Below are 22585 nucleotides of genomic sequence, written 5' to 3' on the forward strand. Positions count from 1 at the left end.
CCGCCATCAAAGGGAAACCATGCCGTCCAGCACCACGCACGCCGCCAGCAGACGGGCGACTGCCATCAATGAGCCGCGTGCCGCGGCGCGCAGCACGACGCCAGAGCGCATTCTCGATACGGCCGAGCGGCTGTTCGCGATGCACGGCTACTTCGGCACGTCGATTCGCGACATCATGCAGAGCTGTGGCATGGAGCTGAGCCTCGCGCGGTACCACTTCGGCAGCAAAGACGCGCTGTTTCAGCAGGCGATCGGCCGTCGCGCCGCGGTGATCAGCCGGCAGGTCATCGACTCGCTCGAGGCCGAACTGGCACCCCTGCAAGGCAAGCGCCCCGACGTGGAAGCAATCGTGACCGCACTTTCCGCACCGGCCTTCGCGCATCTGAAGAGCGGCGACCCGGGGTGGCGAAATTACTTGCGCCTGCTAACCCAGATTGGCTGTCTTCTGGAGCGCCCCGATCTCACGGCGCCGTTTTATGATCAATACGCGCCTGCGGCCGCGCGCTACCGTGACGCCTTCGCCAAGGCACTTCCGCACGTCACGCGGGAGACCGTCGAACTGGTGCAGCATTTCGTCGAGTCCGTGTTTCATCTCGTGCTCAACGAGCTTTACGCGCAGGAAGCGCGCTCCGGAGCCAAGGCACTCGCGACAGCACATATCGAGCGCATGCGCACCTATTTGATTCGTTTCGCGGTTGGCGGCATCGAGGCGATGGTCAGTTCCGCCTCGGCCCAACGGGGTTCATGAGCATTGACAGTCGCAGCGACCGTCGTTCACAATTTAGAACATTATTCAGACTTACTGTGGCCGCAGCGAGCCTGCGGCCGTGCGAGATGGAGTTAGCCTCATGACAGCTGGAGACGCAGAGAACATCGCGTTGATCGTCGGGGCGGGTCATGCAGCAGGAGAATGCGCGACCGCGATCCGCGAACAGGGATGGACGGGACGCATCGTGATGGTGGGAGAAGAACCGCATTTGCCCTACCAACGGCCGCCGCTCTCCAAGGCATTCCTGTCGGGCGAATCGACCGCCGAGCAGCTGTACCTGAAACCGCTGTCGACGTACGACAAAGCGCGCGTCGAGTTCATCCCGAACACGCGCGCGCAGCGCATCGACCGTGACGCGAAACGGGTCACGCTGTCCAACGGCAGCGAAATCAGCTATACGAAACTGGTTCTGGCCACCGGCGGTCGCGCGCGGCGCCTCGCGTTGCCGGGTATCGAAGCGACCGAGAAGCTGCAGAATTTTCACTACCTTCGCACGCTCGATCACGTCGCGCGCATTCGAAACCAGTTTCATGCCGGCTCGCGCCTCGTGATCATCGGCGGTGGATATATCGGGCTGGAAGTGGCTGCGGTAGCCGTGAAGCGCGGCTTGCGCGTCACCGTGCTCGAGGCGTTGCCGCGCGTCCTCGCGCGCGTCACGGCTCCCGAGCTTTCCAGGTTCTACGAGGAAGTTCACCGCGAAGCCGGAGTCGACATCCGTACCAACGCGATCGTGAGTGGGTTCGAACTCGACGCATCCGGCGACGCCGTTGCCGCCGTGTGCTGCGCGGACGGCACGCGCGTCGCCGCGGATCTCGTCATCGTCGGCGTGGGACTGGAGCCCGCCACCGAACTCGCGCAAGCGGCCGGCCTTGCTGTCGACAACGGCATCATGGTCGACGAACACACGCGCACGTCCGACCCGGACATTTTTGCGGTCGGGGATTGCACCAACCACCCCAACCCTTCCCTTGGACGCCGCCTGCGCCTCGAGTCGGTCCCTAACGCGCTGGAGCAGGCCCGCACCGCCGCTGCGTCGTTGTGCGGCAAGGAGCGTGTCTACAACAGCGTGCCGTGGTTCTGGTCCGACCAATACGATCTGAAGCTCAAGATGGTCGGCTTGTCCCTCGGCTACGACGAGTTCGTCCTGCGCGGCGATCCCAAAGCCCGCTCTTTCTCGGCGTTTTATCTCAAGGACGGCGTCATGCTCGCAGCCGATACGGTCAGCCGTGTACCCGAATTCGTGCTGGCCAAGCGTTTCGTTGCCGAGAAAATTCCGGTCCGCGCCGCCGATCTCGCCAACGAATCGATCCCGTTGAAAAGCCTGCTTCCCTAGTCCAATTCATTTTTCATGAGGTTCACAAGCCATGCCGCTCATTCGATTCATCCAGCCGGACGGCAGCGAGGCCGCCGTAAGCGCCAACGTTGGCGACTCAGTCATGCAAACAGCGGTGAACAATCAGATCCCAGGCATTCTCGGCGATTGCGGCGGCAGCTGCAGTTGCGCAACCTGTCACGCGTATGTCGACGACACCTGGAGCAGCCACATGCCAGCGGCGCAATCCTATGAAGTCGACATGCTCACCTGCGCGATGGACGTGCGCGAAAACAGCCGTCTGACATGCCAGATCTTCATGACGCCGGAACTGGACGGGCTGGTGGTGCGCCTGCCCGATCTGACGGCGTAAGCGCAACGGGCACAGAGGCCTCCCGCACGACGCTGATCACCGGCGCCGGCGCTGCCTCAGGCATCGGCGCGGCGCTGTCGCCGTATCTGACGACGCTCGGCGAACAGGGGATCGGCGTCGATCTAAACGATGCGGAAGTTTGCGCGGACCTCACTCCTTGCATTCCTCGCCAGTCCCACGAATGGCTACGTGGCGGGCCAGGAGCCGAAGACGAGACCGCGCTTACGGCGCTTTCGTCAACGCGTCGATCGCGTGCTGTTCGCTGTTGCTCCAGAACGCCGCCCACGTCGGAAATCCTTGCGGAAGACGCGGCTGATACCGATCGCCTTCATACTTGCCGGGCCAGTTCTGCAAGCGCGGCGCACCGGGCCGAGCGAGCCAGTCCGTCGAATACCAATGCTGTTCGTCGCGACGCTCGAAGCACCACTGCCCGTCGCGCCGCACATAGTGATCGAAGTAGCAGATCGCCATCACCACCCACGCTCCGTTGTCCTCGTGCTCCGCGCGACAATAGACGCTTCCCGTCGCATGGTCGGCATCGACGAAATCGACGACGTGGCCGCAGATCTGGTGAATGCTGCGATAAAAGCCACGCAGAATATGCTCGGACCCGTAGAACGTCTTCAATGCCGCGCGCCCTACGCCCCATCGGCCGCAATCAACGTCTTCGGCAAACAGTTGCACCAGGCTGTCCAGATCGCGCGAATCGACCGCGAGCGCGTATCGGACGGGCAATTGTTGAATGGCGAGCTGCGCCTCAATGCGCTCGATACGCGCGAGCAGCGCTGAATCCGTCGTCATGCCTTCCCCTTCGTAGCGTTGGCCATCGTGGCCGGGCGCGCGCGGATTTCGTCGGCATAGTAAGGCTGGTGTGAAAGAAGTCCGCCATCGACGTTGAACACCTGGCCCGTGACGAACGCCGCCTCATCCGAAGCGAGATACACCACCGCGTGTGCAATGTCTTCGGGCTGCCCGAGGCGAGGCGTGAGATGGTGGCTCAGCATCATCTCTCCGGTCTCCCCCGCGTAGTATGCCTGGGTCACCGGCGTGACGATCAGGCCGGGAGCGATCGCGTTGCAGCGTATCCCCTCCTTGCCGTGCTGCGCGGCGACGTAGCGCGTCAGCGCCTCGATACCGGCCTTGCAGACACCGTACGCGCTGTACCCCAGCGCGCCCGCCTGAGCGGCACCGGAAGAGGTATTGATAATCGAACCGCCGCCTCGTGCGCGCATCAGCGGCAGCGCGCACCGCGAGGCCAGCATCGTGCCGCGAAGATTGATGCGCATCGTGTCGTCCCAGACCCCGACGTCGAGTGCCTCGACTGCCGCATCGGCAGTACTGGAAAGCGATGTGGCCGCGGCGTTGTTATGCAGGATATCGAGCCCGCCCCAAGTCTTGAGCGTCAGATCGAACAATGCATCGATCGAACTTTCGTCGCCGATATCGACCTGCGCCGGGACCGCGTGCCCCCCCGCTTCGTTAATACGACGAACCTGTTCCTGCGCGCCTTCGAGATTCAGGTCCGCCACGACGAGCAAGGCGCCCTCCTGCGCGAGCCTGGCGGCACAGGCAGCGCCGATACCGGATGCGGCCCCGGTCACGATGGCAATCTTTTGCTTCACGCGTTGCATGATCTGCTCCCTGTCTCAGGCCGTTATCGGTGTCCGGCCGCCTGCTGCAACGCGGTCGAGATGAAAGTCGATATCGCCGAACATCTTCTCCATCATCGTCATCTTGCGGAAGTAGTGCCCTACCGGATATTCCTCGGTGAGCCCCATGCCACCGTGCAACTGGATGCCCTGCGCGCAAACGAAGCGATTGGCGCGCGCGGCAACGGCTTTGGCCGCCGAGATGACGCGGCTGCGTTCGGCCGCCGGGCCGTTCAGGTGCGCGATCCCGCAGTACAGCATCGAGCGCGCCTCCTGCGTGGCGACGAACATCTCAGCCATGCGATGCTGCAACGCCTGGAACTTGCCGATCGGCTGGCCGAACTGCGAGCGTCCCTTGATGTACTCCGAGGTGATCGCCATCACGGCTTCCATCATGCCAAGGCTCTCGGCCACGCTCGCGAGACTGGCGAGCTCCGTTGCCTGCGTGAGCACCTGCAGCGAGCGTTCGGGTCCGACGATCAATGCATCTTCACTGAGCTCGACGTTATGCAGGTCGATATCCGCGGCACGCGATCCATCGAGCAAGCGGTACGACCGGCACGTTACGCCCGCGGCCCGGCGATCGACAAGAAAAACGCCCACGCCTTGCGACGCGCCTTCGACTCGCGCGGTCACGAGCAGCTGGTCCGCCGACGCGCCGGCGATCACCAGCGTCTTCGCGCCGCTGATCAGGTAACCCGAGGCGCTCCTGAGCGCGTGCGTTTGCGCGTGGCATCCCAGCTTGTACCGGCTGCCCGCTTCGCTGTCCGCGAGCGACAGCAGCAGCGTGCCGTCGATGACGGCGGGCAGCAGCGACTCACGCCGGCGCCGCGCATCGCCTCGTTCGATGATCGTGGCGCAAAGCAGCGCCGTCTGCACGACCGGCTCGAGCGCCATACCGCGACCGAGCGCCTCCATCACGATCGCCGTTTCAACGAACGAGCACCCGAGACCGCCGACGTCTTCCGGCATCGTCAGCCCGAGCCAGCCAAGTTCGGCATAGGCGCGCCAATGTTCGCGGCTGAAGCCCTCTTGCTCCGATGCGATGCGCGTGCGCGCCTCGAATCCATACTCCTGCTGAACGTAGCGCTCTGCGCCGTCCTTCAGCATCAATTGTTCTTCGGAGAAGTTGAAGTCCATGGCTACAGTCCAAAGGCCAGCTTGGCAATGATGTTCTTCTGCACTTCGCGCGCGCCGCCATAGATCGTGGAGGCGCGCGCGATCAGATAGCCCGACGTGCGGCCGCCCATGTAATCCGGCCAGTTTTCGTCGACCGCCAGATCACCCTGCGGCTCGCCGTGATCGTCGAAACGCATCGCGCGGGGACCGAGTGCGTCCATTTGCAGCTGCGTCACGCGCTGTTGCATCTCCGACCCGCTGATCTTCAGCGCAGAGACGACCGCATCGAGATTGCGCTCGCTCTTCTCTTCGGCAAGGATGCGGAGCACCGACCATTCGAGCGCCATCAGGTCCGCTTCGACCTGGGCGACCTTGCGCGCGAACCCGGGTGTATCGATGAGCCGCACGCCGTCCTCCCGCTCCTGCCCCGCGATGTCTTTCGCGCGCTGCAGCTCGCGTTTATTGAAGTACAGGAACGCGCTCGCCGTGCGCTCCTTCTCGAGGAGGTACTTCGCGTAGGTCCATCCCATGCCGGCCTCGCCCACGAGATGCGACTTCGGCACACGCACGTTTTCGAGGAACACTTCATTCAGGCCCTTGCCGCCCTCGATCGAAACGATCGGACGCACCGTGATGCCCGGTGTGTCCATTTTGACCAGCAGGAAGGAAATGCCTCGTTGCGGCTTGACGCTCGTATCGGTCTTGACGAGGAAGAAGCCCCAATCGGCAATCGTTGCGTCGCTGGTCCAGATCTTCTGGCCGTTGATCACGTACTCGTCACCGTCGAGCACGGCCGTGGTCTTCAGTCCAGCCAGATCCGAGCCCGCGTTCGGCTCCGAAAAGCCCTGGCACCAGAACTCGTCGCCGCGCAGAATAGGCCCGAGAAAACGCTCCCTCTGCCAGTCCGAACCGAACGCGATGATGACGGGCGCCACCATCTGCGTCGACTGCCACCCATAGTCCATGGCATCGGCGTTGTACAGCTCTTCCATGAAGATATGCTTGCGAAGCGCGCTCCAGCCGGTGCCGCCATGTTCGACGGGCCAATGGGGCGCACCCCAGCCGCGCTCGTACAGAATGCGCTGCCATCTGCGGATGTCATCGCGCGCAGGCGGATGCACGCCGACACGCCAGCGGCGTGAAATGTCGGCCGGCGCATGCTCACTGAAAAACATTCTGACTTCCCGACGAAATGATTCGTCTTCCTCGCTATAGCCCAAATGCATGCCTGACTCCTGAATCTCTTGCGCCCTCGTTGTCTGCTCTGTCGCGCCACTGCGCCGCGCTTGCGCGGGTGCTCCGCCTAGCGGCCTCTGAAAGCCGGGGCGCGTTTTTCTCTCGGGGCGAGCCGGCCCTCCGCGGCGTCCTCGGAGTTCACCGCGAGCGCCACCGCGTTCAGTTCCTGCGCAAGAAACTCTTCCATGCCACCGGGGTTCAACCTGAACAACTGCTTGGTCAGCCCGAGCGAGAAAGTCGGGCCAGCCGCCAGCTCGCCAGCCAGCTTTTCGGCGGCCGCGTCAAGCTCGCCGTCCTCGACGAGATGACTGGCAAGACCCATATCGAGTGCTTCCTTGCCGCTCAGCCGGCGGTTCAGATACATGATTTCCTTGGCGCGAAACTCGCCGCAATGACGCGCAAGCAGATACACCATGCCGCCTTCGGGTAAGGTGGCGCGCATCAGGAAGGCGGGAATGAACTGCGCCGTAACGGAAACGATCAGCTGGTCCGCGCACAGCGCAAAGCTCCACGCAATTCCCACGGCAACCCCGCGTACCGCCGCGACCACTGGCTTGTTCAGGTTGTACAACCGAAGCGCGATCTTCTGATACACCGCCATCGATGCGCGCGCGTGCGCCACGCTCATCTGCGGTGGCGCGGCGCCGCTGCCCTTGATGTCGGCACCGGCGCAAAATGCGCGGCCTGCGCCAGTGAGAATCACCGCGCGAATCTCCGGATCCTTTTCGATGCGATCGAGGTGGCCGAGAATCAGATCAAGCATTTCCGGCGTCAGCGCGTTGAGCTTCTCGGGGCGGTTCAGACACAGCGTCGCAACCGCGCCGTTCGAAGTGAGTTCAACATCCATGATGTTCGGATCTTCGTTTGAGTTTGGTTCGTCCGTTCGACGGTCTGGTCAACTGCCGCGAGCATGCAGGCGGATCATCCCGTCGCCGAACGGCTCGTCGCGGCGCTTGAGCGCTTCCTTTAGGCCAACCGCTTCCATGTCCGCCTTGAACTGCGCGCGGCGCGGCCCCAGGCTCTGGTGAGCCCGTGAGTCGTTTTCCACCGCGAGCCGCTGAAGCGTGCGCGAACCGGCCAGCTCCAGCCCGATGTTGACAATGCGCTTGTTGGCCGCAAGCAGATCGGCATCGACAAACGACAGACGGCGTGCCAACTCGCCCACCTCCGCTTCGAGCTGCTCTGCCGGCACCGCATCCATGACGAGCCCGATCTTCGCGGCGTCGCGGCCCGTCAGCGAGTCGCCAGACAGCAGCAGGCGCTTCGCCCACTGCGGGCCGACGTGATAGAACCACATGTGCGCAGGCGGCGAGCCGTTCGCGCGCGTGGCGGGAAAGCCGATCCTTGCGTTGTCGGCGGCGATCACCATGTCGCACGCCAGCGCGAGATCCGTGCCGCCCGCAAGACAGTTGCCATGCACCTGCGCGATGATCGGCTTGTGGATATCGGCCATCAGATTGACCGTCTCCGACTGCCGCTCCATCGACCAGCAGTCGTCGTCGAAGCTGCCAATCGTTCCACGATAGTCCCCCGGATCAGCGGCGTCCGCGGCCCGATCCGAATACGTCGTCACCAGATCGTAGCCTGCGCAGAAGTCGCGGCCAGCTCCCGACAGTACGATCACGTTCACCGATTTGAGGTCGTCGGCTTCGAGCAACGCCGCCTTGAGTTCCTGCAGAAGCGGATTGTTGATGGCGTTGCGCTTGTCCGGACGACTCAGCGTGATGCGCGCAACGCGTTGCGCCACTTCAAACTTCACGCACTCCGATGTTTTCAGCCATTTGGCCATGGTCGATTCCCTCCAATTGAGGCGATTGCCGTTCACCGGGCAAACTGCGCGCGCAGACTTACCTTGCTGATCTTGCCCGTCGGCAGCCTCGGCAATTCGTCGACGAATGCAATGGCTTTCGGACATTTGTAGCTCGCGATCAAGCCGCGACAGAACTCGATCAATTCGGCTTCGCCCGCTTGCTCGCCACGGCGCAACACGACGATCGCCTTGACGCACTCTCCCCACTTCTCGTGCGGCACGCCGATCACCGCCACGTCGATGACTGCCGGATGCTGGAGCAGCGCATATTCGACTTCACGGCTGTAGATGTTCTCGCCGCCGGAAATGATCATGTCCTTCTTGCGGTCGACGAGGAAAATGTAGCCGTCCTCGTCCTGGTAGCCCATGTCGCCCGAGCGATACCAGCCATCGCGCAGTGCTTCCACCGTCGCCACGCTGTTGTTCCAGTAGCCACTCAACTGCGTCTGCGAGCGCAGCCAGACCTCGCCGGTCTGGCCTTGCGGCAGATCGTTGCCTTGATCGTCGACGATGCGCAGGTCGATGCCGGGGCACGGGCGCCCCACCGATGCGAGACGCCGTACCTGTTCCGGAGACCCTTTGGGCTTGACCTCGTGCGCGGGCAACCAGCAGGCGTTGCTCTCGGTCATGCCGTACTGGACCGAAAACACCGGGCCGAGCACCTGAATGCCGCGCGACAGCAGCGGTGCAGGCACCGGGGCTGCCGCCGTGACGATGTTTTCGATGCTGGACACGTCATAGCTCGACAGTTCGGGCACATCGAGGACCGCCTGAAGCATCGCGGCAACCATGAACGTGAAGGTGATCCGTTCTTCGGCGATCGTCTCGAGCATTTGCTTCGGCTCGAAGGCGCGATGCACGACCGTCGTGCCGCCCATCCAGGCCACCGAATTAACGAAGCCAATCCCACCGACGTGGAACGCCGGCGTCGTCTGTAGCACGCGGGTATTGCCCGAAAACTCCGTCACCAGCGCGCAGCTTTCGGCGGTGACGCACATGGCATGGTGCGTGCGCACGACGCCCTTGGGACGCCCCGTGGTGCCGCTCGTGTACATCAGGTACGCGTAGTCTTCCGGTTTCGAACGGATCGGCGGCCCTTCCACTGGGCCGGCTTTCATCACCGTCTCGAACGAAACGGCCCAATCCGGCGCGTCGCCAATGCAGATGTACTGCTCGATTTCGGGCAGTTGCAAACGCAGTCCGTTCACGACATCGGCATACTGAGCCTCGAATACGAGCGCCTTGGAGGCCGCGTCCTTAAGAATATAAAGAATCTCCGCGGGGGCCAGCCTGAAATTGACGGTTGCCAGAATGAAGCCGGCCCATTCGCATGCACGGTAGCTCTCGTAGTACTCCGCGCAATTCATCGCGAGGATCGCAACCCGGTCCTGACGCCGCAGGCCGCGCTCATATAGCGCTCCCGAAAAGCGGCGTGCACGCTCCGCCAACTGACTGTGCGTCAGACGCCGGTCGGCGTACACGAGCGCCGTGTGGTCGGCATGCAAGCGCGCGTTTCGCTCGATCATCTCGCCAAGGGTTCTCATCTCAATCCTGTCGTTGTTTTGTCAGATCGACTGTTAGCCAGCGAGCGTCTGCGGATCGGCCAACACGGTTCCAATGAATGCGGCGAACCGCGCCGCGTCGGCTCCGTTGATCACTCGATGGTCGTAGCTGAGCGACAGGGGCAGCATCTTGCGCCAGCTGACGCCGCCGTCGTCCGCCGGCGCGGCTGCCAGCCGGGTTTTAGTCACGCCGAGAATCGCCACCTCGGGCGCATTGACGATAGGCGTAAAACCAGTACCGCCAAAGCCGCCGAGCGAACTGATCGAAAAGCAACCGCCCGACATCTCTGCCATCGATAAACCCTTTTCGCGCGCCTTCTGCGAAATTGCTGCAAGTTCTACCGAGAGTTCTTCCACGCTCTTCCGGTCGCAATCGCGCAGCACCGGCACGAGCAATCCGAAGCGCGTGTCCACGGCGACCCCGATGTGGAAGTACTTCTTCAGAACGATGTTTTTGCCGTCACCGTCGAGCGACGCGTTGAATTGCGGGAACTCCTGCAAAGCCCGCACCACGGCTTTGATAAGGAAGACGAGCGGCGTCAGCTTAACCGCCGTGCCCGCCTCGTTACGGGCCTTGCGATAACTTTCGAGCGACGTAATATCAGCGTCGTCGTGGTGGGTCACATGTGGGATCGTCAGCCAGTTGCGCGACAGGAAGGCTCCTGTGAGCTTCTGGATGCGCGACACCGGCTTGACTTCCACCTCGCCGAATTCGGCGAAATCGACCTGCGGCCAAGGCGGCAGATTCGCGCCGAAAGCGGGGACCGCAGCCTCGCCGGGGCCGGTATTCACATCGGACTGCGGTCGCGTAACAACGGATTCGACACTCATCGCGGATGCCTCTTCGAACGACTGTTGGACAGCGTGACGGCCTGCGGCCAATCAGACGATTTCCGCCAGCACCGTGCCGACGGGATACACTTCGCCAACCTGGGCAACGATGCGCAGCGTGCCCGACGCGGGCGACTCGACTTCCTGAATCGATTTGTCGCTCTCGAGCGCGTAGAGAATCTGCCCTTCGCTCACGGTTGCGCCGTCGTCCGCCAGCCATTCGGCTAGCGTGCCTTCGTTCATGGAAAAGCCCAGTTTGGGAAGCAGAACTTGTGTGGTCATGACCTTGCTCTATTGATGATGGAATTCCGGGTGTTCGTGCTGGTCATTTCAGCGTCGCGCGAACCGCCGATTCGATTTCGGCCACGCCCGGTACGAACGCGTCTTCGAGTGGCTTGGAGAACGGCACGGGGCAGAATTGCGCGCCTACGCGCTGCACGGGCGCCTTGAGCTCGCGAAACAGGGCTTCGTAGATACGGGATGCGATTTCCGCACCCACGCCGAACGGTTTGACGGCTTCGTGCACGACAACGGCGCGCCCGGTTTTTGCAACCGAAGTCAGGATAGTTTCGGTATCCAACGGAGAGACGGTGCGCAAATCGATCACTTCGCAGGCGACACCATCTTTCGCCAGCACGTCGGCAGCAGCCATGGCTTCCTGCACGCGGCGGCTGTAGCTGATCACCGTCACGTCGGTACCCGCGCGAATCACGTTGGCTTTGCCAAGCGGAATCGCCACGCCGCGCTCCGGAGCACTGCCCGGATTCCAGTAGGTCGGCATGTTCTCGATGAAAAGGCAAGGGTCGTCATCACGGATGCAGGACAGCATCAAGCCATACGCATCGGCAGGATTCGACGGTGTGACGACCTTGATGCCGGCAACGTGCGCAAACCAGGCCTCGAGGTAGTCGGCATGCTGGCCACCCGTGCCGAAGCCCGCGCCCGTCATGGTGCGGATGACGATCGGCACATGGGTCTGTCCGCCCGACATGAACCGCAGCTTCGCGGCGTGATTCACGATCATGTCCATCGCGACGGTCGTGAAGTTCATCAGCATGATTTCCGCCACAGGACGCATCCCGACCATCGAAGCGCCGATTGCCGCACCGATGATGGCCTGCTCCGAAATCGGCGTCGAACGCACCCGCGACGTGCCGTATTTCGACGACAGTCCCTTCGTTACGCCGACAATGCCGCCCTCCTGGCCGTCGGCAACGTCTTCACCCAGCACGATTACGTTGGCGTCGGCGGCCATCGCGTCGTCGAGCGCGAAGTTGACCGCCTGGATGGTGTTGATGTTGGTTGGCTGCTGGCTCATGCAAGCACCTCGTCCTTGAAGATGTCGCGCCGAAGCTCCGCGACATCGGGATATTCGCTCGACAGCGTGAATTCGACCGCAGCGTCGATCTGCGCCTCGTGTTCGGCTTCCATCGCAACCAGTTGCTCCTCGGTCGCATGCTTCGCATCGATGAGCCACTGACGGAACAGCGGCACCGGATCCTTCGCGAGCCAGGCGGCCTTTTCGTGCTTGTCCATATAGGCGTCCGGGTCGCCGAACACGTGCCCCTGAAAGCGGAACGTGTTCGCTTCGATCAGCGTCGGGCCGCCGCCGTTGCGCGCGCGCTCGACCGCTTCGTGCGCCGCCTTGTGCATCTGAATCGGATCGTTGCCGTTCACCGTGATGCCCGGCATCTGGTACGCGACGGCGCGCTGGGCGATGTTCGGCACGGACGTGCCATACGCGTATTTGGTGTGCTCGGCATAGCCGTTGTTCTGGCAGACGAAAATCACCGGCAACTTCCACACGGACGCCATGTTCAGCGACTCGTGGAAGGCGCCAATGTTTGATGCGCCGTCACCGAAGTAGGCCACGGCCACGCGTGATTCGCCGCGAATCTGCGCCGCGAGCGCAAGCCCATTTGCGATCGGCATCGAACTGCCGACAATGCCGGTCGTCACCATGACGCCCGACGCGGGATGCGTGACGTGCATCGGGCCGCCCTTGCCTTTGCACGTCCCCGTCACTCGCCCTCCGAGCTCGGCCCAGAGTTCCTTGAGCGGCACACCTTTGGCGATCATGTCGTGGACGCCGCGGTAGATCGTGCAGATGTAGTCGTCGTCGCTGAGACACACCGACATCGCCGACGGAATCACTTCCTGGCCGCGCGGCGAGTAGTACGGCATCACCAGCTTGCCGGCCTTGATAACGGCACGAAAGCGCTCATCGTTCTGCTTGATGAGAGCCATGCGCCTGTAGATGTCGACCAGGACTTCGCTGCTGGGCGGCTGATAGGCATTCATTCGTCACTCTCCTGTGTCACCAGATCTTTTGCGCGCCGCTCGCATGCAGCGCCGCGATGTAACCGAACACGAACGATGCGCCGATGCTGCTGCCGGCGCCCGGATAACACCGGCCAACCACGGATGCCGTGCAGTTGCCGGTGGCGTACAGTCCAGGGATTTGCGAGCCGTCTTCCTTCAGCACACGTCCGAACTCGTCGGTCACGAGACCGCCTGCCGTGCCCACATCCCCTGGATACATGCGCACGGCGTAGAACGGCCCCTCCACGATCGGCCCGAGATTGGGGTTCGGTTTGATGGTCGGGTCTCCATGACAGCGATCGAATGCGCGCGAGCCGCGACCGTAATCTTCGTCGACGCCCGTTTCGCAGAAGCCGTTGAAGCGCTTGACGGTCCCGAGCAGCCCAGCACGGTCGATACTGCATTTCGCGGCCAGTTCTTCGAGCGTGTCAGCCTTGATCATGTATCCACTGTCGAGCCACTTCTGCGGAATCTGGCCCGGCATCGCCGTGCCCCACGGGTAGTACTTACGCTGCCGGCTGTCCATGACGACCCATGCGGGAACGGCCTTACCCGTCTGCTTGTGGCGCTGGTACATGCGTTGACCGATTTCCATGTACGCTCCCGCTTCGTCGCAAAAGCGCTCGCCGTCCTGATCGACCATGATCGAAAACGGCAGCGACAGGTCGAGGTGATGCATGAACGGCAGCGGCGAACCATCCGGCGCGCGTGCACCTTCGGGCAGTTCCTCGTTGGGGCCGAGCGACGTCACGACCCACCACGCTTCCTCCATGCAGTCCACTGCGCCGCCGAGCGCAATCGCGGCTTGCAGGATTTCACCGGTATCGCCCGGATTCGCATTGGTCCAGTCCGCGGACGACGGCTGCGGCTGGTACCTGCGGCGCATTTCCGCGTTGTGTGAAAAGCCGCCGGTATTCAGCAGGACGCCTTCGCGAGCGCGCACGCGCAACTCGCGGCCGCTGCGTACCGCGACGATGCCGGTCACGCGTCCGTCCTCGACGATGAACTCGCGCACCGGCGTGTCCGTCCAGATCGGCACGTTCGCGCGCAGCGCCATCTGCAGCATGCGCCCCTGAATCGCCGCGCCGTTGGCCACGAGCTCCTTGCCGGTGATCTTCTGATAGAGCATCCGGCCACCCAGTTGCATCGCCTTGCGCTTGCCGCCCCACGTCCGCTTCATCAGAAACAGTTGCGGATACTCGTCCGAGTTGGCCGGCATCGACGGCCCCTTGTAGCGCGACAGACGCGGCGCCCATTCGCCCAGTTCCTTCACGTCGAACAACCTGGCCAGCAGCGACCGGCCACGCGGCTCGCCGCCGGGCAGCGTGTCGTAGTAATCGGACCAGCCGTCCGCGTACACGAACTGCATCCCCTGCTGCTCGAGAAACTCGGCCATCTTCGGGCCGGTGCGCAAGTAAGCCTCGCGTCGCGCGTCAGAAGTGCCCGGGCCTTGATAAGTAACCGCCGCATCGAAGTACTGGCGCGCGCGTTCATAGGAATCGCTGACGCCGTGACGCTTCATCACATGATTGTTCGGAAGCCACCAGACCCCGCCCGAATATCCGGTCGAGCCGCCGACCTTCGCCTGCTTCTCGATGATCAGTGCTTCTTTGCCGACCGACTTGCAGGCAAGCGCCGCACACATCGAACCCCCGCCGCTGCCGACCACCACGAAGTCGTAGGTTGCGTCCCAGTTCGTCGACATCACGCCTCCCGCGCGATGAATTCGCGCAGCGCGCGATGGAAGTTCGAAACCGACGATTCCTGCAGCGGATTGGTGCGCAAGCCCTTGAAGCCGCGCGACTTCATGCCCTGCTGAACGTTGGTCATGTTCTGGAAGTCCTGCCACAGGATCAGGCCGAAGTTCTCCTGCGCGTTCTCCTTCCAGTCGTCCACGCCGTAATAGAACTCGCGCTTCAACGGTGGCTCCGCCCCAGGCGCGAAGCGCTGCAGCGACCAGATGTCGTAGATGCACGAATCCGGGTTGTCGCCGTCCGGCCGCGCGCGATAGAACAACGCGCCGTCCGGGTACGGCAGGAACACCAGATTCGGAAAGACGTGCCAGTCCGCTCCCGCGCGACCCAGTTGCTCGAAAGAGATCTCGGGCCAGCCCGCACCCTCGGCGATGGCCGCCTCGCGCTGAAATTCCATCGCCTTCCCAAGGACTTCGAACTGGTTACCCGACGGCGACATTTCGGTCATCAGGCGCTTCGCGGCTTCGTAATCGCGCGCGGTATTGATCGCCTTCAGAGTCTCTTCCATTACCCGGAAAAAGTTCACGAGCCCCTGGCGTACGTCTTCCGGCATCGGCTTGCCGGTTCGCGGCGAGGGCGCGCCGATCATCCGCGTCGCCGTCGAATAACCAAACATCCCATGGCGGCCATAGGAGAAACTGCGCGTCACGTCATCGCCGGCGACGTCGAGCAGTTGCGGATGGGTTGCCGATACGTGATAACCCTCGTTGAACGCTTCGAGTGCAACCTTCCAGTTGCACGGCAGACGAATCGACTTGTACCAGCGGTAGCGCATCTTTTCGAACTCGAAGCAGTTGGTGATCTCCGGCACCGGGTCGAGAAATTTCGCGAGCGGCTCTGCATCCGGATCCATATTGATGAACACGAACCCGCCCCACGTATCGACCAGCACGTCTGTGAGACGAAGGTCCCCGTCAGCCATGTCCGGGCAACCTTGCCAATCTTGCCGGTCGAGTACACGCGCAAGACTGCCATCCAGATTCCACTGCCAGCCGTGATAGGCGCAGTGAAATTTCGCGGCCTTGCCACAGCCATTAGTCAGGCGCCGGCCACGGTGCTGGCAGACGTTGAAGAAGGCCTTGATCTGATCTCCCGCGGTTCGCACCACGATGATCGATTCGCCGGCCACGTCGAAGGTCACGAAGTCGCCCACGTTGGGAATCTCTTCCAGACGGCAGGCGACCTGCCAGGCTCGCGGCCAGAGGCGCTCGTTCTCGCGCTCGAGAAACTGCTTCGACAGGTAACTGTCCTTCGGGACAAAATCGAGGCGGACAGTGTGCTCACCCGAATCGGGACAGGTGTTACCCATTGTTATCTCCTTCGTCATATAGCCGGCGTAGGCGCCGGTTCCGGCTTTTTATGTAGCGGCCGCGCGCTCGACGGCCCTATTGCAACTCTCAGTTCAATTATCTTGAACAGCGTTCGGGCCTGTGTCAATCCGGGCGAACGTCAATCGAGCGCCGCGGTCAGTGCCGGGACAGCGTCGAAAAGGTCGGCGCTCAGACCGTAGTCGGCCACCTGAAAGATCGGCGCCTCGCTGTCCTTGTTGATCGCGACGATGACTTTCGAGTCCTTCATACCGGCGAGATGCTGAATCGCGCCCGAGATACCCACCGCGATATACAACTGAGGCGCGACGATCTTGCCGGTCTGGCCGACCTGATAGTCGTTCGGCACGAAGCCGGCGTCGACCGCGGCGCGCGACGCGCCGACCGCGGCGCCAAGCTTGTCCGCAAGCGCGTCGAGCAGTTTGAAGTTGTCGCCGTTCTGCATGCCTCGGCCGCCCGACACCACGATGTTGGCTGCCGCAAGCTCCGGCCGGCTCGATTTCGTCAGTTCCTGGCCGACGAAACGGACCTCGTCGAAAACCGCTGCCGATGCGACTGCGCGTGACGGCGCGGCGGCCGAACCGGTAGCGGCCGCATCGAAGGCGGTCGGACGAATCGTGACGACCTTGATTGCGTCGGACGATTGGACCGTGGCGAGGGCATTGCCGGCGTAGATCGGACGCACGAACACATCGGGGGCCTTGAAAGCGATCACGTCGGAAATCTGCGCGCTGTCGAGCAGCGCGGCTACCCGCGGCATGAAGTTCTTGCCCACGGCCGTGGAGGCCGCGATCACGTGCGTATAACCGCTAGCCAGCGAAACGACGAGTGCGGCCAGATTTTCCGGCAGCCCATGCGCGTATTCGGGTGCATCCGCGACGAGCACTTCGGCGACGCCGGCAACGTTCGCGGCCTGCTCTACCACCGCCGACGCGCCGTGGCCTGCGACCAGTACATGAATGTCGCCGCCCGCAGCGCCCGCCGCCGTGATGGCGTTGAGCGTGGCGCGCTTGAGGCTTGCGTTGTCGTGTTCGGCAATAACGAGAATAGTCATGATCAGATCACCTTCGCTTCATTACGAAGCTTTTCAATCAGCGCTGCAACATCGGGAACCATCACGCCGCCCTTACGCGCCGGCGGCTCGGTCACTTCGAGAACCTTCAGACGAGGCGCAACGTCGACCCCCAGCGCGTCGGGGCTCAGCGTCTCCAGCGGCTTCTTCTTCGCTTTCATGATGTTGGGCAGCGTCACATAGCGCGGACTGTTCAGACGCAAGTCCGTCGTGACCACCGCCGGCAGATCGAGCGCGATACGTTCGAGTCCGCCATCGATCTCACGCGTGACGAGCAGTTGTTGACCGTCCACTTCCGTCTTGAACGCGAACGTGGCTTGCGGCCAGCCGAGCAACGCGGCGAGCTTCTGGCCGGTTTGTCCCGCGTCGTTGTCGATGGCCTGCTTGCCGAGCAGCACCAGTTGCGGAGTTTCCCGCGCGGCCACGGCGGCCAGCAGCTTGGCGACCGCGAGCGGCTGCAGATCCGCATCGCTTTCCACCAGCACCGCGCGATCAGCCCCCATCGCGAGCGCCGTACGCAGCACCTCCTGCGATTGCGCGGTTCCCGCCGAGACCACGACGACTTCACTCGCCACGCCCGCTTCCTTGAGGCGCACCGCCTCCTCCACCGCGATCTCATCGAACGGGTTCATGGCCATTTTCACGTTGGCCAGATCGACGCCCGAACCATCGGACTTCACCCGAGGTTTCACGTTGTAGTCGATCACGCGCTTCACCGCGACCAGTATTTTCAATTTGACGCTCCGAACGCTTTGTTGAACAATGTTCTATATTCTGAACTCATCTTTTTGTAGCTGTCAACGAGAAGAATGAGGAGAACGTCGCTTGTCGCTCAATTCGACGCCCTCGTTCGACACCATGGAGACGACCAATGAAGCTCTATCGATGTGAACGGTTTGAAGGTATTGCGGGTCTGGCACTACGCGAGGAACCCGATCCGGCGCCGCCCGGCGCTCACCAGGTACTGGTGCAGGTCAATGCGAGTTCGTTGAATTTCCGCGAGTTGCTGCTGGTCAACGGTGCGTATCGCGACTGGATGGCGCCTAACTTCATTCCGGCCTCGGACGGCGCGGGCGTCGTGCTTGCCGTCGGCCCAGGCGTGCGGCGCTTCCGACCCGGCGACCGGGTGATGGCCAATTTCGCGCAGAACTGGCACGGCGGCACCCGCCCGCGACACGCTGATACGCTGGGCCGCGGCGCTATCGTCGAAGGCATGCTGCGCGACAAGGCGGTGCTGAGCGAGGAAGAGCTGGTTAGCGTTCCGGATCATCTTTCCGACGAGGAGGCCGCAACGCTGCCTTGCGCCGCGCTCACCGCATGGAACGCGCTGTGCCAGCATGCGCCGCTGCTGCCGGGCCAATCCGTGCTCGTACAGGGCTCCGGCGGGGTATCGCTGTTCGCTCTGCAGCTCGCCCGTCTGTTCGGCGCGCGCGTGATCGCGACTTCGTCGAGCGAAGCGAAGCTCAAACGGCTTGCCGAACTCGGCGCCGACGCCACGATCAACTACCGCGACACGCCGAATTGGGATGACGCCGTGCTGCGCCTGACCGATGGCTTTGGGGTCGATCTGGTCGTCGAGGTGGGCGGCGCCCAAACCTTCGGCAAGTCCGTTGCCGCCACTCGCGACAGCGGGCGCATCAGCGTGGTCGGACTGCTGACCGGCGCCCCTTCTCCCGGCGAAGGATTCTTCACGCGCGGACTGTCGATCGCGCCGATCCGCGTCGGCTCCCGTCAGGATTTCGAAGCGATGAACCGCGCGATCGGACTGCACAAGCTCAAGCCCGTCATCGACTCGGTTTATGACTTTGCGCGCGTACCGGATGCGCTGCGGCACCTCGAAAGCCAGCAGCATTTCGGCAAGATCGTCATTCGCCACCGGTAACCAGCCTTCGCATGATCCACGGAGTCAGACTATGAAACTCTTTTCGCTGGAAGGACGGATTGCGCTCGTCACCGGCGCGTCGCGCGGCCTCGGCTTCGCCATGGCTAACGCGCTGGCGGCAGCGGGTGCGACGGTGATACTGTGCGCGCGTTCGCGCGCGAGCCTCGAAACCGCCGCGGAATCGATTCGTCAAGCGGGCGGCGACGTCGATATCGAACCGTTCGACCTCACCGATCAGGGCGCAATCAGAAACGGCGTTCGCAACGTCCTTGCACGCCACGGACGCATCGACGTCCTGCTCAACAATGCCGGCATTTGCGAGTGGAGTGATTTTCTGCAGTCGAACCTCGACATGTGGCAAAGAACGATGGATACCAACGTCACGGCCGCCTACGTGCTCGCGCAGGAAGTTGCGGGCCCGATGATCGAACGCGGACACGGACGCATCATCAACGTCGGGTCTTATGTGTCGGTGCTCGGTCGCGAGAAGCTGCAGGCATACGTGGCCAGCAAGCACGCGATTGCCGGACTGACGAAATCGCTCGGCGCGGAACTGGGCCGACACGGCATTCGTTGCAACGGCATCTGCCCCGGCTACTTCCTCACCGAAATGGCCGAGCCCGTCACGTCCAACCCGCGGATGAAGGAAATCGTGCGCTCGCATATCTCGGTGGGACGCTGGGGCAACCCCGAGGAACTCGGCGGCGTCGCGGTTTTTCTCGCCTCCGAAGCGAGCTCCTACATGAATGGGCAAATGCTGATGGTCGACGGCGGGGTCTCGGAGATCCTGAGCTTCTCGATGTCCGTGGTGTAGCGCAACGAGTGGCTCGCCCCAACGCGCCGCGTGACCTGCAGGCAAACCGGCCCGCTATCTCCACGGATAGCGGGCCAATTCTTTTGTCCTGCCAGGGTGCTGCCTGAAGAGCGGCACCCGTTATGCAGTCACGACCGCAGCGTTGCCTCACCGCTACAGGCCTCGACCTTCGTGGAACCGGCGGCGCCGCCCTTCGCCACTGCTTTACGCGAAATGCCTTGCAGCAGGAAATGCGACAGCGCCGGAATGAGGATCAGCGCGCCGATCATGTTCCACAGGAACATGAACGTGAGCAGGATGCCCATATCGGCCTGGAACTTGATCGGCGAGAACGCCCACGTGATGACGCCGGCAGCCAACGTCACACCGACCAGCGCCACGACCTTCCCGGTGAACTGCACCGCGTGCCGATAGGCTACACGCAGCGGCTGCCCAGCGCGCTGATACGCGAGCTGCACACTCAGCAGATAGAGCGCATAGTCGACGCCGATGCCCACGCCCAGCGCGATCACCGGCAGCGTTGCCACCTTCACGCCGATGCCGAGCTTGACCATCAGCGCCTCGCACAGCACCGACGTGATCCCGAGCGGCACGACCGCCACCACGACCGCGCGCCAGCTGCGGAACGTGATGAAGCACAGCAGGATCACCGCTGCATACACCATCAACAGCATCGTGCGGTTCGCCTTGGCAACAACGACGTTCGTCACCGCGTCGATGCCCGCCGACCCGGCGACCATCAGGAACTGATGATCGGCGTCGCTATGGGTTTTCGCGAATGCCTCTGCAGCCTCCATCACGCGCGACAGCGTCGCCGCTTTGTGATCGGTCAGATAGGCGATGACCGGTGCGGTGCCGCAGGTCTGGCTCAGCAGATCAGGATGATCGAGCAGGATCTGCCACACCGTCTTGTTCACGATCGAAGGCACGCGGTCGATCGTGTACCACTTCGGGTAGCCCTCGTAGAACCCGGACGTCATCCAGCGCGCGAGACCGCCGACCGAGGTGGTGGTCTGCACCCCCGGCACGCCCCGCAGTGCGGTTTCGAGCCGGTCCGCCTCGAGCACCAGCGGGAAGTTGTTGGCGTCGCAGGTGCCGTGCGACGACTTGCCGATCACGACGAACAGGTCGCTCGACAGACCGTAGTGCGCGTTGGTGTACGCGTTGTCGAGGTTATAACGCGACTCCGGCCTGAGTTCCGGCGCGCCCGAATCGAGGTCGCCGATCTGCAGGTGCTGACTGATCGACCAGCCGAACACCGTGAGCGCCGCCGCACCAACGATCGCACCGACAGCCCAGCGGCGCTCGGTGAAGCGATCAAGCAGATTCCACAACGCGCCCGCCGACGAGGTGCCGCGCGCGTCGTTCTGCTCGCCACGCACGCTGCGTCGTGCAGCCGACGGACTCACACCAATGTATGACAGTAGTACCGGCAGCAGCAGCAGGTTGGTGAAGACCAGCACGCCCACGCCAACGCTCGCGGTAAATGCCAGATCCTTGATTACCGGAATGTCGATCACCATCAGCACGGCAAAGCCAACCACGTCCGCGAGCAACGCCGTGAGACCGGCGAGGAAAAGCCGCCGGAACGTGTAGCGCGCCGCCACATAGCGATGCGTGCCACGCCCGATGTCCTGCGTGATCCCGTTCATCTTCTGCGCGCCATGCGAGACGCCGATCGCGAAAACGAGAAACGGTACGAGCACCGAGTACGGGTCCAGCACATAGCCGAGCGTGCGAATGATGCCGAGCTGCCAGACCACCGCAATCAGCGAACACCCCACCACCAGCAGCGTGCTGCGATAGCAGCGCGTATAGAGAAAGATCACGACGAGGGCGATCCCCGCGGCCACGCCGAAGTACATCGCTACCAGCTTGAGTCCGTCGATCAGGTCGCCGATCAGTTTCGCGAAGCCCACCACGTGAACCTGCACCTCGCCGCGGCCCTCCGCTTTGATGACCTCGTCGATCCGGTGCGAGAGCTGCGCGTAGTCGAGCGGCTTGCCGGTATCGGCGTAATGATCGAGCAGCGGCAGCTGGATCATGCTCGAATGCAGATCGTTCGACACGAGGCTGCCCACGATGTTGGCGCGGGCAACGTTGGTGCGCAGCTGTTCGACTGCCTGCGCGGACGCGTCGAAGCCGTCCGGCATCACCGGTCCCCCTGCGAAGCCGCGCTCCGTGACCACGTTCCAGCGCACGATCGGCATCCAGAGCGACTTCACGCCAGGCCGGTCGACGCCCGGAATCAGGAACAACGCGTCGTTGATACGCCGCAGCGCCGCGAGATATTTCGGATCGTAGATGTCACCCGACGGATTCACGACGACGATCCGCAGCGAATTGCCGAGTCCTTTCAGATCCGCCTTGTTGGCGAGGTAGTTTTTGATGTACGGATGCGACAGCGGAATCATCTTCTCGAAGCTCGCATTCACATCGAGCCGCAGCGCCTGAAATCCCAGCACCGCCGTGATGATCGCGCAGATGATGATGAGCCACGGACGCCGGTTGAAGATCAACCGCTCGAGCGCGTTACCCGAGCGCGTATCGAAGCTGGCAAGATCCGCCACCACGGGCATCTTGTCGAATTGGGCATTGTTGCCGCCGGCCATGTCTGCTCCCCCTTAGGGTCTGTTTACATATGGAACGCACGTGCGTTGCCGCGAGAAGGGCCGCTCGCAAGGATTGCGACGCCGCGAATACTCGACGTATTCGCAAGGAGCATGACGCAGCGAGCGGCCCTTCTCGCGGC

General features: G+C 62.9%; 21 protein-coding genes. 5 read left to right on the forward strand and 16 right to left on the reverse strand.

Annotated features, from left to right (window positions below):
• The first annotated feature begins 139 nt into the window (after positions 1-139).
• From F6X40_RS28910 to F6X40_RS28920, 3 genes are all read left to right on the forward strand, one after another.
• A complete protein-coding gene (locus F6X40_RS28910; RefSeq protein WP_262421579.1) occupies positions 140-748 on the forward strand; it encodes a TetR/AcrR family transcriptional regulator in 609 nt (202 codons plus the stop codon).
• 100 nt (positions 749-848) lie between these two features.
• Positions 849-2102: an NAD(P)/FAD-dependent oxidoreductase gene (locus tag F6X40_RS28915; protein WP_184064357.1), complete on the forward strand. Its 1254-nt coding sequence runs from the start codon at positions 849-851 to the stop codon at positions 2100-2102.
• A 31-nt stretch (positions 2103-2133) separates the two neighbouring features.
• Entirely contained in the window at positions 2134-2454 is a 321-nt protein-coding gene (locus F6X40_RS28920; RefSeq protein ID WP_184032234.1) for a 2Fe-2S iron-sulfur cluster-binding protein, read from the forward strand.
• 222 nt (positions 2455-2676) lie between these two features.
• On the opposite strand, the gene F6X40_RS28925 is transcribed toward F6X40_RS28920, so the two are convergent.
• The 15 genes from F6X40_RS28925 to F6X40_RS28995 form a co-directional block, all read right to left on the reverse strand.
• A complete protein-coding gene (locus tag F6X40_RS28925; protein WP_187630165.1) occupies positions 2677-3255 on the reverse strand; it encodes a nuclear transport factor 2 family protein in 579 nt (192 codons plus the stop codon).
• Complete coding sequence (locus F6X40_RS28930) at positions 3252-4085, reverse strand: SDR family oxidoreductase (protein WP_187630166.1); 834 nt, start codon at positions 4083-4085, stop codon at positions 3252-3254. Before F6X40_RS28930 ends, F6X40_RS28925 begins: the two co-directional genes overlap by 4 nt.
• Positions 4086-4100: 15 nt before the next feature.
• Positions 4101-5243, reverse strand: coding sequence for an acyl-CoA dehydrogenase family protein (locus F6X40_RS28935; RefSeq protein WP_187630167.1), 1143 nt, complete (start codon positions 5241-5243; stop codon positions 4101-4103).
• Between the two features lie 2 nt (positions 5244-5245).
• Positions 5246-6448: an acyl-CoA dehydrogenase family protein gene (locus tag F6X40_RS28940; protein ID WP_187630168.1), complete on the reverse strand. Its 1203-nt coding sequence runs from the start codon at positions 6446-6448 to the stop codon at positions 5246-5248.
• Between the two features lie 77 nt (positions 6449-6525).
• The gene (locus tag F6X40_RS28945) at positions 6526-7305 is read right to left on the reverse strand and encodes an enoyl-CoA hydratase/isomerase family protein (RefSeq protein WP_187630169.1); all 780 of its coding nucleotides are present in this window, start codon (positions 7303-7305) and stop codon (positions 6526-6528) included.
• Between the two features lie 48 nt (positions 7306-7353).
• Positions 7354-8247, reverse strand: a complete 894-nt coding sequence (locus tag F6X40_RS28950) for a crotonase/enoyl-CoA hydratase family protein (protein WP_187630170.1) — start codon at positions 8245-8247, stop codon at positions 7354-7356.
• 32 nt (positions 8248-8279) lie between these two features.
• Positions 8280-9812: a class I adenylate-forming enzyme family protein gene (locus tag F6X40_RS28955; RefSeq protein ID WP_187630171.1), complete on the reverse strand. Its 1533-nt coding sequence runs from the start codon at positions 9810-9812 to the stop codon at positions 8280-8282.
• A gap of 33 nt (positions 9813-9845) precedes the next feature.
• Positions 9846-10661, reverse strand: coding sequence for a 2-oxo acid dehydrogenase subunit E2 (locus F6X40_RS28960; RefSeq protein ID WP_187630172.1), 816 nt, complete (start codon positions 10659-10661; stop codon positions 9846-9848).
• Positions 10662-10712: 51 nt separating this feature from the next.
• Entirely contained in the window at positions 10713-10943 is a 231-nt protein-coding gene (locus F6X40_RS28965; RefSeq protein WP_018425497.1) for a biotin/lipoyl-containing protein, read from the reverse strand.
• Between the two features lie 43 nt (positions 10944-10986).
• Positions 10987-11979, reverse strand: a complete 993-nt coding sequence (locus tag F6X40_RS28970) for an alpha-ketoacid dehydrogenase subunit beta (protein WP_187630173.1) — start codon at positions 11977-11979, stop codon at positions 10987-10989.
• Positions 11976-12962 carry a thiamine pyrophosphate-dependent dehydrogenase E1 component subunit alpha gene (locus F6X40_RS28975; RefSeq protein WP_184064331.1) on the reverse strand — a complete coding sequence of 329 codons (987 nt, stop codon included), beginning with the start codon at positions 12960-12962 and terminating at the stop codon, positions 11976-11978. Before F6X40_RS28975 ends, F6X40_RS28970 begins: the two co-directional genes overlap by 4 nt.
• Before the next feature lie 16 nt (positions 12963-12978).
• Entirely contained in the window at positions 12979-14688 is a 1710-nt protein-coding gene (locus F6X40_RS28980; protein WP_187630174.1) for an FAD-binding protein, read from the reverse strand.
• Positions 14688-16046, reverse strand: coding sequence for an aromatic ring-hydroxylating oxygenase subunit alpha (locus F6X40_RS28985; protein WP_187630175.1), 1359 nt, complete (start codon positions 16044-16046; stop codon positions 14688-14690). The genes F6X40_RS28980 and F6X40_RS28985 overlap by 1 nt, the downstream gene beginning before the upstream one ends.
• Positions 16047-16186: 140 nt before the next feature.
• On the reverse strand, positions 16187-17119 hold the full coding sequence (locus F6X40_RS28990) for an electron transfer flavoprotein subunit alpha/FixB family protein (RefSeq protein WP_187630176.1): 933 nt from the start codon (positions 17117-17119) through the stop codon (positions 16187-16189).
• 2 nt (positions 17120-17121) lie between these two features.
• A complete protein-coding gene (locus F6X40_RS28995; RefSeq protein ID WP_187630177.1) occupies positions 17122-17871 on the reverse strand; it encodes an electron transfer flavoprotein subunit beta/FixA family protein in 750 nt (249 codons plus the stop codon).
• Between the two features lie 137 nt (positions 17872-18008).
• On the opposite strand from F6X40_RS28995, the gene F6X40_RS29000 reads away from it, so the two are divergent.
• Entirely contained in the window at positions 18009-19019 is a 1011-nt protein-coding gene (locus F6X40_RS29000; RefSeq protein WP_187630178.1) for a zinc-dependent alcohol dehydrogenase family protein, read from the forward strand.
• Between the two features lie 31 nt (positions 19020-19050).
• Entirely contained in the window at positions 19051-19833 is a 783-nt protein-coding gene (locus tag F6X40_RS29005) for an SDR family oxidoreductase (protein WP_187630179.1), read from the forward strand.
• Positions 19834-19961: 128 nt separating this feature from the next.
• Here F6X40_RS29005 and F6X40_RS29010 read toward each other — a convergent pair whose 3' ends face one another.
• Positions 19962-22445, reverse strand: coding sequence for an efflux RND transporter permease subunit (locus F6X40_RS29010; protein ID WP_187630180.1), 2484 nt, complete (start codon positions 22443-22445; stop codon positions 19962-19964).
• Between the last annotated feature and the right edge of the window lie 140 nt (positions 22446-22585).

This window comes from Paraburkholderia sp. UCT31 (assembly GCF_014397655.1).
Taxonomy (GTDB): domain Bacteria; phylum Pseudomonadota; class Gammaproteobacteria; order Burkholderiales; family Burkholderiaceae; genus Paraburkholderia; species Paraburkholderia tuberum.